We start from the raw sequence: 11,140 nt of genomic DNA, 5'->3' as shown, positions 1-11,140 counted from the left end.
ACGGTCGCTGCGTGAGCTACTCGCGGGTCGTCGGCGCCAGGCGATTGTAGCGAGCGAGGATTTCGCGCAGGCGGTCGTGCGGCAGGGCGTGCGCGCGAAGGTCGTCGATGCCCGTCATCGTCTCTGCGGCGACGAGGGCGTTGGTCACGGCCTCTTCCGTCGCCTGCACCGTGGCGGTAAAGAGCGGGTCCAGGCGGTCGTTGGGAAGCATGGTCAGCGCGGGCGTGCCCGTGGCGACCGCCGCGCCGGGGTTGGCCGTAGAGAACGCGACGAAGATGTCGCCGGAGTAGTGGCTGGCGATGCTGCCGTGGCGTCCCAGCCCCAGCGCCGTCCGCTTCACCAGCCGCTCCAGCTGGTGCGGCAGAAGCGGCGCATCCGTGGCTACGACGATGATGATGGACCCGCTCTCCTCCTGACGCGGCTCGACGACCGCTGATATCCGCTGCCCGCACCGCGGGGTGGTGCGCATCCACTCCTGCACCGGCGGACGGTCCGTGGCCAGGCACACGCCCGGCTCCGTCAGCTCCTGCCCCACCGGCACCCCGGCGATCCGCAGCGCGCGCTGCCCGCCGTAGTTGCACTGCACCAGCACCCCCACCGTGTACCCGCCCGCCGCCGCGGCCACCGTGCGCGACGACGTGCCGATCCCTCCCTTGAAGCCGTGGCAGATCATCCCCGTTCCGCCACCGACGCCGCCCTCCGTCACGGGTCCGCCAGCGGCGCCGTCCAGCGCGGCAAAGACGTGCTCGGGGCGAACGTGAAAGCCGTTGATGTCGTTCAGCCGGCCGTCCCAGGTCTCCGCGACCACTGGCAGCGCCCACTGGAAGCCCGGGTACTTCCTGACCATCCACTGGATCACCGCGTCGCGAGCCACGCCCACGCTGTGGGTGTTGGTGATGAGCACGGGCCCTTCCAGGAAACCGGATTCGTCGATCCACGTGGTGCCCGTCATCTCGCCATTCCCGTTGAGCGAGAACCAGGCGGCGAACACGGGATCGTTGGATTCGCGACCGCGCGGAAGCACGGCCGTTACCCCGGTCCGCACCGGCCCCTGGCCCACGACGAGCGGCCCGCTTCCGGAAATCAGCGTGGTGTGCCCCACCTGGACGCCCGCCACGTCCGTAATGCCGTTCAGCGGCCCGGGCGTGCCCTCGAACGGAACGCCGAGGTCGCGCGCCCGGGGCCGGGACTGCGCGTCGGCGGATACGGCCAGCAGGGCCAGGGCGGCGAGCGCGAGGGCAAGGCGGGGCATGGTCAGCCCCCCACGCGCGAGAACGCCCGGTCCAGCACGTCCAGCGCGAAGTCCGCGTCCGCCGCGGTGATGCACATGGGCGGCTTGATGCGGAGCACGTTGCCATCCAGCCCGCCCTTGCCGATCAGGACGCCCATCTCGCGGCAGGCCTCCAGCACCTCGGCAGTCTCTTCCTTGGCCGGCGCACGCGTCTCGCGGTCCTTCACCATCTCCACGCCCAGCATCAGCCCCATCCCGCGCACGTCCCCGATCAGCGGGTGCCTCTCCTGCAGCTCGCGCAGCCCTGCCAGCAGCCGTCCCCCGATCACCCGGGCGTTCTCCTGCAGCCCCTCGTCGTCGATCACGTCCAGCACCGCCAGCCCCGCCGCCATCGCCACCGGGTTGCCGCCGAAGGTGTTGAAGTGGATGCGCTGCGCCAGCTTTTCCGCGATCTCGCGCGTCGTCGTGACCGCCGCCATCGGCACGCCGTTGCCGAGCCCCTTGGCCATGGTCACGATGTCGGGAACCACGCCGGAGTTCTGGAATCCCCAGTAGTTCTCGCCCGTCCGCCCGAAGCCGGTCTGCACCTCGTCGGCGATGCACAGGCCGCCGTGCTCGCGCGTGATGCGGTACGCCTCGCGGAGGTAGGTGGCGTCGCCGCGGGTGGCGCCGCCCACGCCCTGGATGGGCTCGGAGATGAAGGCGGCGATGCGGCCAGGCGTGGCGTAGCGGATGGTCTCGCGGATGTCGTCGGCGCTGCGGCGGGCGATCTCGTCCGGCGTGCCGTCCAGCGAGCTGCGGTACGGGTCCGGGCACATGGTGTGGTGGACCCCCGCGTTCACCTGCGTGGGATACTTCCAGGTGTGGTGCGAGGTCAGCCCCATCGCCGTGGGCGAGCCGCCGTGATAGGCATTGCGCACCGCGATCACGTCGTTGTTGCCGGTGAACAGCCGGGCCATGGTGATGGCCAGGTCGTTCGCCTCGCTTCCGCTGTTGACGAAGTAGGTGACGTCGAGCCCCTCGGGCATCTTGGACGCCAGCTTGCGCGCCAGCTGCGGCAGATTGGGATGCAGGTAGATGGTGGTCGCATGCTGCAGCGTCTCCACCTGCTGGCGGACGGCCTGGACCACGCGCGGGTGGCAGTGGCCGCAGGAGACGGTGACGATGCCGGCGAACATGTCCAGGTACCGCCGGCCCGTTTCGTCGAACACGTACTGCATCTTCCCTTCGACGATCATCAGCGGGTCGCGGTACAGCGTGAACACCGCGGGGTTCACGTACTGCTTGCGCATCGCCAGCACCTCTTCGCGCGAGGGGCCCCGGTACGGCTGGGGCACGTGCTCGAACGCGGGCATTTCGACGGGGGCGGCCAGGAGATCGGTCATCGGACAGGCATGGAGAAGGAGAATCGGGTTCCCGCCAGGCGCGGCGGAATCCCCCGTGCAGAAGCTACGACATCCAGTTGACGCCGGCCTCGCGGTTCCACTTGGTGGTCGTCTTCTTGGACCGGGTCCAGAACTCGATGGAGCTGCGGCCGGTAAGGTCGCCGACGCCAAAGCGCGAGTCGTTCCATCCGCCGAACCCGAACGGCTCGCGAGGCACCGGCACGCCCACGTTCACACCCACCATCCCCGCGCTGGCGCGCTCCGCGACGTAGCGGGCCAGCCCGCCGCTCTCGGTGAAGACGGAGGCCGCGTTGCCGTAGGGCGACCGGTTCTCGATCTCCAGCGCCCCGTCCACGTCCGCCGCGCGCACGATGGCCAGCACGGGCCCGAACACCTCTTCGCGGGCGATGTCCATGTCGGGTCGCACGTGGTCGATCACCGTCGGGCCCACGTAGAAGCCGCCCTCGAGCCCGGGGACGATCGCGTTGCGCCCATCCAGCAGCACCGTGGCGCCGCCCTGCTCCGCCTCGGTGATGTACCGCTCGATGCGCGCCTTCGCCTCCGCCGAGATCACCGGCCCCAGCGCCTCGCCCGGCGCCGCCGCCCGGGCCTGCGCCACGATGCGCTGGATGAGCGCGTCCGTGTCGGCGACGGCGACGAGGACGGATGCCGCCATGCAGCGCTGCCCCGTGCACCCGGCCATGGAGGCGGCGATGTTGCTGGACGCCATCTCCGCGTCCGCATCCGGCATCAGCAGGATGTGGTTCTTGGCCCCGCCCAGCGCCAGGACGCGCTTCAGGTTCCCCGTCCCGCGGCGGTAGACGGCCATGGCCACGCGGGTGGATCCCACGAAGCTCACCGCCTGGATGTCGGGATGGTCGCACAGCGCCTCCACCACCTCCTGCGCCCCGTTCACGATGTTGAACACTCCCGCCGGCAGCCCGGCCTCGGCGAGCAGGGCCGCGATGCGGGCGGCCGAAAGCGGCACCAGCTCCGACGGCTTGAGGACCATGCAGTTGCCCAGCGCCAGCGCGTTGGGAATGGTCCAGTGCGGCACCATGGTGGGAAAGTTGAACGGGACGATGGATGCCACCACGCCCAGCGGATAGCGGTCCACGCGGCACTCCACGCCCTTGCTGACCTCCATCACCTCGCCGGCCGTGATCTGCGGAAGCGAGCAGGCGAACTCGGTCAGCTCGATGGCCTTCAGCACCTCGGCCTGGGCCTCGGAGTACACCTTGCCGTGCTCCTCCACGATCAGCCGGCTCAGCTCGTCCAGGTCCCGCTCCAGCAGGGCGCGATATCGATAGAAGATCTGGACGCGCTCCTTGATGGGTGTCTCCGCCCAGCCGCGGAACGCCCTCCTGGCGGCGGCGACGGCCTCGTCCACCGCCGCGGCCGACGAAAGCGGAACGCGGGCGATGACGCTGCCATCCCCCGGGTTCAGCACGTCCAGCAGCGGCCCGTCGCCAGCCACGAACTGGCCGCCGACGTAGTTCCGCACGTCCGGGTATTTGTGCGTCGGAGCGTGGACGGGCGGGGCGAGGGTGGCTTGCATGGTCGTCGCTGGGAGGAGATGGGAGCGCACGTGATGGATGCTATCGCGATCCATCACGCCCCGCCATGGCGCGCGTCAGCCGCCGATCACGCCGCGGGCGATGGCGAGCACGTCGTCCAGCATGGCGGGGGTCAGGCGGCCCGTGAAGGTGTTCTGCTGGCTGGGATGGTACGAGCAGACCAGCGCCGGCCCGCCCTGCACCGCGACGACCACCCCGTGGCCGAACTTCGGCAGGGGATGCGGCAGGGTGCCGCCGGTATCGCGGATCAGCCGGACCGCGGCCTCGTAGGCGAACCCGCCCAGGCAGAGGATGGCGCGCACGCCGGGGAGCAGCGCCAGCTCGCGGCGGATGAACGGGGCGCAGGCGTCCCGCTCCGGCGGGAGCGGCTTGTTGTCGGGCGGGGCGCAGCGCACGGCGGCGGTCACCCACGCGTCGCGCAGCTCCAGCCCGTCGCCGCGGTGCACGGAGGTGGGCTGGCTGGCGAACCCCGCCCGGTGCAGGGCGGCGTAGAGGAAGTCGCCGCTGCGGTCGCCCGTGAACATGCGGCCGGTCCGGTTAGCCCCGTGCGCGGCGGGCGCCAGCCCCAGGATCAGCAGCCGCGCCGCCGGGTCGCCGAAGCCGGGGACGGGGCGCGCCCAGTACTCGTCGTCGCGGTAGGCGCGGCGCTTTTCCACCCCCACCCGCTCGCGCCACTCCACCAGCCGCCCGCACGCGCGGCAGCTGGCCACCTCGTCCTGCAGGACCTTCAGCTCCATCGACCTCGGCTCCGTATCCGTCACCCGCCGCTCAGGAGGGCGACGCGCGCATTCCCGCCAGCAGTAGCGCCACCCATCCCGCCAGGAAGCACAACCCGCCCAGCGGCGTGATGGCGCCCAGCCAGCGCACGCCGGAAAGCGCCAGCACGTACAGGCTGCCGGAGAACACGACGATCCCCGCCGTGAACAGCCAGCCGGCGAGCGCCCATCCCCCGCCGGCCGCGCGCCCCACGGCGAAGGCCACCACCAGCAGCGCCAGCGCGTGGTACATCTGGTAGCGCGCGGCCGTTTCCCACACGGCCAGCAGGTCCGGCGTCAGCCGCGCCCGCAGCGCGTGCGCACCGAACGCCCCCGCGCCCACGGCCAGCAGCGCGAAGGTGCATCCCAGGATCCAGAAGGTGCGGTTCATCTCTCGTGTTCGTACGGGGTTCGGCCTGCGCGCCCGAAAGATGGGCAGGCGCACCCGCTTGCGCCACCGGGGGATCCAGAGAACCGGACCTTCCCGCCGCCGCGCGTGTAACTCGTTGTGGGATCGGCACAAAGGGGTCGCGGGAACATTCCTTGCTCCACCGGGCCGTGGAGGGCACGGCAACCACCGGACGGCGAGGCAGATGAACGATCCACGTGCTGGACGCAGGGGGTTGAGGCGCGACCACCCCGGCTTCTTCTGGGGAACGCTGGTGCTGGCGGTGCTGCTGCTGGGCGCCGCGGGGGTGGTGGCGTCGCGCGTGCCCCGCTACCGCTCGGAAACCGAGTACTTCAACCAGCGGCTGACGGCGGCGCAGCGCGCCACGCGCGACTCGCTGCTGGCCGCCCAGCAGAAGCGCACGCAGCTGGCGGTGGCGGTGCTGCGCCGCGACATGCGCATCCGCTCGCTGGAAACCAAGAAGCGGCACCTGGCCATCGTCCTGGACGACTCGGTGCTGGAGCTGCGGCAGGGCGTGGCCACGCTGCGGCGCGCCAGGCTCACCATCGGCGCCGACTCCATCATCAGGGCGCCGGATGGCCGTACCTGGCGGCTGGTGCGCCCCGTGGGCGAGCGGAAGGTGGCGCAGAAGCAGACCTCGCCCGCGTACGTGGTCCCCGAGTGGGTGTACGTGAGCCGCGGCCAGCCCGTGCCGGCGGAAGGCGAGCGGCGGGTGCCAGGCGGGCTTGGGCGGTACGTGCTGCGGCTGGATGATGGAACGGAGATCTACAGCCAGCCCTCCGCCGGGCCGCTGAAGGACCTGGTGAAGCCGGGCGCCTTCATGGCGCAGGCGCGGGACCTTGCCGCCATCTTCGACGCGGTGGGCCAGGACACGCCGGTCTACATCTACTGAGCCGGAAACCACGGTGACGGGCCCGCATGAACTGGCGGGCCGGGAGGCAGGACGATGGAAAAGGAATTCAGGCCCCGCAGGCCCGACAGCATCCCCGAGCGGCGCGACTACACGCCCAAGGGCCGGCTGCGCCGCATCTACCACAACTACCGCGGCGGCGCGCTGACGCTGCTGCTGGCGGTGCTGGTTTCGGCCGGGCTGTTCGCGGCCACCTCGGCGTGGGCGGTGAACGAGCGGCTGACGCGCCGCGTGACGGAGATGACGTACCTGAAGGACACGCGCTCGCTGGAGTACGTGCGGCAGAAGGAAGCCGAGCTGGTGCGCCAGGCCGCCGAGCGCGAGCGGGCGCTGGCCAAGCGCGAGGAAGAGATCGCGCCCAAGAACCGGCCGTACCTGGTGGTGAGCCTGGCCGAAAAGCGGGTGCTGTACCTGAAGGGGCAGGACACGCTGTACAAGGCCCCCGTGGCGGTGGGGTCGGGCAAGACGCTGGTGATGGGCGGGGTGACCAAGCGCTTCGTTACGCCGCGCGGGCGCATGGCCATCACGCACAAGGAGCTGGACCCCGTGTGGGTTCCGCCCAACTGGCACTACATCGAGTACGCCCGCAAGACGGGGCGCCGCGTGGTTGACATGAGCAACGCCTCGCCGGGCGCGCTGGGCGGGTACGCCCCCGGGCGGGTGCCGGTGCGCGGAAACACCGTCATCATTCCGCCCTGGGGCAGCCCGCAGCGGGCGCACAAGGGGGTGCTGGGCGTGGCCAAGCTGGAGATGTACGACGGCTACTACTTCCACGGCACCGACGACGAGTCGTCCATCGGCAGCAACGCCAGCCACGGCTGCATCCGCATGCGCAAGGCCGACATCCTGTGGATGTACAAAAACGTGCCGGTCGGCACGCAGGTGTACATCTACTGACGGGTCACGTCATGCGAGTCTGAGCGAAGCCCCGGGGCGCGGATACGCTCCGGGGCTTCGTGCGTGTGAAGGGCGGAAGTGCGGGACGAGCGGAGCCACAGACCGATTGGTCAGCGATCGTCTTGGGACAATCTCTTGACATACCTACGGCTCCATTTTACTGTGTCGTGTTAAGAGCGGGCAACATAGGCCCGTGTCTCTTCTCGCGCCAGCGCCATCGGTTGGCGTCCGCGCTTCTGGTCCGCTCATCCGTCCCGGACCGCCATCACCTCACCTACGGAGTTGTCATGTTCGCGTCAGGAAAATGGTTTGCGGCTGCGCTGCTTGCCCTGGGCGTCGCCGCGTGTGACGAATCGCCCGTCACCCTCCCTGAGCCCACCTCCATCTCCTCGGCAGCGGCGGAGATCAAGCTGACGGTGGGCGACGTCGCTACCGTTCCCAACCAGGTGCTCGACCAGCAGGGGCAGGTGATCCGCGGCGTTCAGCCCACGTTCACCTCCGACAACCCCTCCGTAGCCGCGGTGGACGCTACTGGAACGGTGCGCGCCGTGTCGGCGGGGACGGCGAACATCACCGCGGCCTACGGCGGCGTCACGGCCACCTCCAAGGTGACCGTGGCGGCCCGCCCCGGAACCACCCCCACGGCCATCGCCATGCCCACGGGCGAGCTGCGTCTGACGGTGGGCGACGCCGTCGCGCTTCCCGGCCAGGTGCTGAACGAGAGCGGGGGGGTGATGGAGGGGCTGCGGCCCTCCTTCAGCTCCAGCAACCCCTCCGTCGTCTCGGTGGATGCAACCGGGTCGGTCCGGGCGCTTTCCACCGGGACGGCTGACGTCACCGCGCGCTACGGCACCCTCACCTCGACGGTAAAGGTGACCGTCAGCAACGACCTGCGCTCCTTCGTCCGCTCGCTGGACGTGCTGGCCGACTCGGTGACCGCCGACGTTCGCGTGGGCTCGTCGGCCGCCGTGGCCATCCGGGCGTTCAACGGCTTCGGCCAGCCGGTGTGCCCCACGGTCACCATTCAGGTCGACGACCCGTCGGTGGCGTTCGTTTCGCAGGTCGGCTGCCGGCTGGTGGTGACCCCCCGGTTCCAGGGCCGCACGACGGTGAGGGTTTCGGCTGACGACGTGAGCGACACCTTCGTCGTCAATGTCACCAGCACCGGCATGACCGCGCAGTTCTCGTCCCGTCCGGCGGCTTCGGCGGTTTTCGCCGGGAACACGGTTTCGTACGGCGTGCGGCTGCTGGACGAGCAGGGCAACGGCATCGCGGGACGCAAGGTGGCGTTCGACGTGAGCGCGGGCACCCTGTCCGCCTCGAGCGCGACCACCGATGCGGCGGGCTACGCCACCGTGCAGTGGACGCTGCCCACCAACCTGCGCGAGCTGGGGAACACCCAGTCCATCGCGTTCAGCACCACCCTGCCCAACGGCGCGGTGGTCCAGCGCAGCGAGACGGTGTTCATCAATGGCGCCGCCCTCGCGTCGCTGACGCTGTACCGGTCGGGGCCGCAGGGTTTTCAGGCCATCACCACACCGTCGATCACCGCCCCGGTTTTCTCGTCCATCTTCCTGGGCGCCCGCGGCGAGGACCAGTACGGGAACCCGCGCGTCGAGGACTTCTCGCTGACCATGTCGGGAGCGTCCGTGTTCAAGTGCGGCGGGGACTACCAGAGCGGGGACGGGATCGAGTACGCGTGCTTCTACAGCTCCACCTCCGGGTCCGCGACGTTCACGGCCGCGGGCGCAGGGCTGTCGAAGAGCGTGCAGGTGATCTTCCAGTAGCCTGTCGATCCTGATCAGACCCGCGGAACGGGGCGCCGCCCCGCTCCGCGGCAACCACCACGCTTCAACGCCCGACACGGGACTTCAATGATTCGATATCTGGGTGTGCTCGCCCTCGTATTCGGAGTGGCAGGCACCGCCCCGGCGCAGAGCGGGCTGCGGATCAGCACCTCCGCGGGATCCCTGGTGCCCATGCTGCCGCTGGTCTCGGTGAACGACGGCCAGAACCCCGACGTGGAGCTGCAGTCGGCGCCCGCCGTGGGGCTGGAGCTGGGCTTCGCCGCGCGCTCATGGGTCACCGTCTACGGCGGCCTGACGTACGCCTCTCCCCGCCTGGTGCTGAGCGGGGCCGTGGAATCGCGCCCGGCCGACGGCCAGTCGGTGCGCACCAACCTGCTCATTCCCACCGCCGGGGTGCAGCTTTCGCGGCAGCTGGGGGCCACCTCCGTGCGCCCGAGCCTGCGGCTTGGGCTGGGGGTCAAGAGCTACACCTTCGACCTGTACGACCAGGACGACCGGGTGGGGAACCTGACCGGCGACCTTGGTCTTGGCATCAGCGCCGGGGACGGCCCCGTGTCGATGACGGCCGAGGCGCGGTGGCTTCCGAGCACCTTCAGCGCCCGGTCGCTTCCCATCCGCGCGATGGGCGGAACCGGCCAGGACCAGAACGACTGGATCTTCCAGCTGGGCTTCCGCTTCCGCCCCTGAACACCTCTGGTCCACTGGAAACGGGACAGCCCCGGGGCGCGGATGCGCCCCGGGGCTGCGTGCGTGTGAGTGCGGGAGTGCGTGAGTGGAGAGTGCGGAGAGAGAGGGAAGCCGCCTCCGGTGCCCCGTAAGCGGATAAACCCGGAGCACGGGCGCGCACGATGGGCGTGGGATGCACCACGACAAGCCAGTCCGCGGAGGCGGACTTCGTGTGGTTGTTGCAGCGACTTCAGTCGCCTGTGCCCAGGCTACAGCCGCACCTTCACCACCACCTTCTTCACCTCGTGCCGCCCGCCGGCCATGCACCCGGGCTTGTGGCCGTCGCCGGGATGGAAGACGGCCAGGTCGCCCGGGCGCATCAGCAGCGAGCTGGCGAAGGGCGGCTCGGCGTAGAACACCACGTCCGTGGCGGCATCGTACGGCGTCTCCACCCCCAGCGCCTCCACGGGCGCGTGCAGGATGCGCTCGTAGCCGGCGGCGACGTACTGCAGGTCCACGTACACGCGGTGCGATTCGAACCGCTTTTCCGTTGACGGGCCGGTCTGGTACGTCGACACCAGCGCGAACACGTCGTCTCCGTCGATGGCGTGCCGCCCGTCCGCGATCGCGGGGTCCATCTCCCGAAGCCATCCCAAGCCTGCGGCGACGCGGCTTCCCAGCACCCCGTACGCGGCCGAATCCGCCAGGGTCGTCAGGATCACGCGTCGTCCTCGCCCGAAATCGTCCGCTCCACGTGGTCGATCCCCTGCGCCGTGATCCGCACCACCATCCCCATCCCCCCGCTCTTGGTGACGAAGCCATGGTCCTCCAGGTAGCGGACGATGCGCTCCGCGGCTTGCCGGGGGATCTCCAGCTCCTCGGCCACCTCGTAGCCGTCGCGGTACTCGCTGGCCTCTTCTTCGGACGCGCGATACAGGAACTCCAGGAAGCGGCGGCGGACCTCGCGCCGCTGGCGGATGTCGTCGCTCATCGGTTCAGGGTGGGGTGACGAAGACGTGGGTCCACCGCGCGTTGCTCAGCCCAATGCCGTGGTGGGTGTACGCGCAGTTCTCCAGGTTGCGGCGGTGCCCCGGGCTCCCGATCCACCCGCGCAGCGTGGCCTCGGCCGTAGCCCCCGGGGTGTGGGCGATGTTTTCGGCCACCATACGGTAGCCGACGCCCTGCGCCGCCAGCCGGTCCCACGGCTGCTTCCCGTCCGGCGACCGGTGATCGAAGTAGCCGCGGCGCGCCATGTCTTCGCTGTGGAGCTGCGCGGCGCGCGCGGCCCCGGCCAGCGGCGCGAGCGGCGGGCATCCGACGGACGCGCGGTGGCGGTTGACGAGCTGCTCCATCTGCTGCACCTCCGACTGCCCCATCGCCGAACCTCCCGCGGCGGCGCCGCTGTTGGTGCCCGTCGTCCCCGCCCCGCCCCCCGCGGGCGGCGCGCCGATCGGAATCGTCATGCATGCCGCCAGCAGCAGCGGCGCAGCGAAGGTCGATCG

12 protein-coding genes are annotated in these 11,140 nt (G+C 70.5%); 4 read left to right on the top strand and 8 right to left on the bottom strand.

The window, feature by feature from the left end:
* Positions 1-16: 16 nt before the first annotated feature.
* The 5 genes from VIB55_RS12345 to VIB55_RS12325 all read right to left on the bottom strand — a co-directional run bounded on the left by VIB55_RS12345 (position 17) and on the right by VIB55_RS12325 (position 5,339).
* Entirely contained in the window at positions 17-1,252 is a 1,236-nt protein-coding gene (locus VIB55_RS12345) for a P1 family peptidase (RefSeq protein WP_331876951.1), read from the bottom strand.
* A gap of 2 nt (positions 1,253-1,254) precedes the next feature.
* Positions 1,255-2,616 (bottom strand): aspartate aminotransferase family protein, encoded by a 1,362-nt coding sequence (locus VIB55_RS12340; RefSeq protein ID WP_331876950.1) that lies wholly within the window; start codon positions 2,614-2,616, stop codon positions 1,255-1,257.
* Between the two features lie 64 nt (positions 2,617-2,680).
* The gene (gene mmsA / locus VIB55_RS12335) at positions 2,681-4,174 is read right to left on the bottom strand and encodes a CoA-acylating methylmalonate-semialdehyde dehydrogenase (RefSeq protein WP_331876949.1); all 1,494 of its coding nucleotides are present in this window, start codon (positions 4,172-4,174) and stop codon (positions 2,681-2,683) included.
* A gap of 75 nt (positions 4,175-4,249) precedes the next feature.
* Entirely contained in the window at positions 4,250-4,930 is a 681-nt protein-coding gene (locus VIB55_RS12330) for a uracil-DNA glycosylase (protein ID WP_331876948.1), read from the bottom strand.
* A gap of 31 nt (positions 4,931-4,961) precedes the next feature.
* On the bottom strand, positions 4,962-5,339 hold the full coding sequence (locus VIB55_RS12325) for a DUF423 domain-containing protein (RefSeq protein WP_331876947.1): 378 nt from the start codon (positions 5,337-5,339) through the stop codon (positions 4,962-4,964).
* Between the two features lie 202 nt (positions 5,340-5,541).
* On the opposite strand from VIB55_RS12325, the gene VIB55_RS12320 reads away from it, so the two are divergent.
* From VIB55_RS12320 to VIB55_RS12305, 4 genes are all read left to right on the top strand, one after another.
* Positions 5,542-6,249, top strand: a complete 708-nt coding sequence (locus VIB55_RS12320) for a hypothetical protein (RefSeq protein ID WP_331876946.1) — start codon at positions 5,542-5,544, stop codon at positions 6,247-6,249.
* A gap of 54 nt (positions 6,250-6,303) precedes the next feature.
* Positions 6,304-7,164 (top strand): L,D-transpeptidase, encoded by an 861-nt coding sequence (locus tag VIB55_RS12315; RefSeq protein ID WP_331876945.1) that lies wholly within the window; start codon positions 6,304-6,306, stop codon positions 7,162-7,164.
* Between the two features lie 287 nt (positions 7,165-7,451).
* On the top strand, positions 7,452-8,951 hold the full coding sequence (locus tag VIB55_RS12310) for an Ig-like domain-containing protein (protein WP_331876944.1): 1,500 nt from the start codon (positions 7,452-7,454) through the stop codon (positions 8,949-8,951).
* An 87-nt stretch (positions 8,952-9,038) separates the two neighbouring features.
* Positions 9,039-9,659: a hypothetical protein gene (locus tag VIB55_RS12305; RefSeq protein ID WP_331876943.1), complete on the top strand. Its 621-nt coding sequence runs from the start codon at positions 9,039-9,041 to the stop codon at positions 9,657-9,659.
* 248 nt (positions 9,660-9,907) lie between these two features.
* On the opposite strand, the gene VIB55_RS12300 is transcribed toward VIB55_RS12305, so the two are convergent.
* From VIB55_RS12300 to VIB55_RS12290, 3 genes are all read right to left on the bottom strand, one after another.
* A complete protein-coding gene (locus VIB55_RS12300; RefSeq protein WP_331876941.1) occupies positions 9,908-10,360 on the bottom strand; it encodes a YhcH/YjgK/YiaL family protein in 453 nt (150 codons plus the stop codon).
* The gene (locus VIB55_RS12295; protein WP_331876940.1) at positions 10,357-10,629 is read right to left on the bottom strand and encodes a hypothetical protein; all 273 of its coding nucleotides are present in this window, start codon (positions 10,627-10,629) and stop codon (positions 10,357-10,359) included. Before VIB55_RS12295 ends, VIB55_RS12300 begins: the two co-directional genes overlap by 4 nt.
* 4 nt (positions 10,630-10,633) lie before the next feature.
* Positions 10,634-11,140, bottom strand: a 507-nt coding sequence (locus VIB55_RS12290) for a CAP domain-containing protein (RefSeq protein WP_331876939.1), incomplete at its 5' end; no start/stop codon positions are given.

It is taken from the genome of Longimicrobium sp., assembly GCF_036554565.1.
Taxonomy (GTDB): domain Bacteria; phylum Gemmatimonadota; class Gemmatimonadetes; order Longimicrobiales; family Longimicrobiaceae; genus Longimicrobium.
The sequence above is the reverse complement of the archived record's forward strand: the minus strand, read 5'-3'. Positions and strand labels throughout refer to the sequence as shown.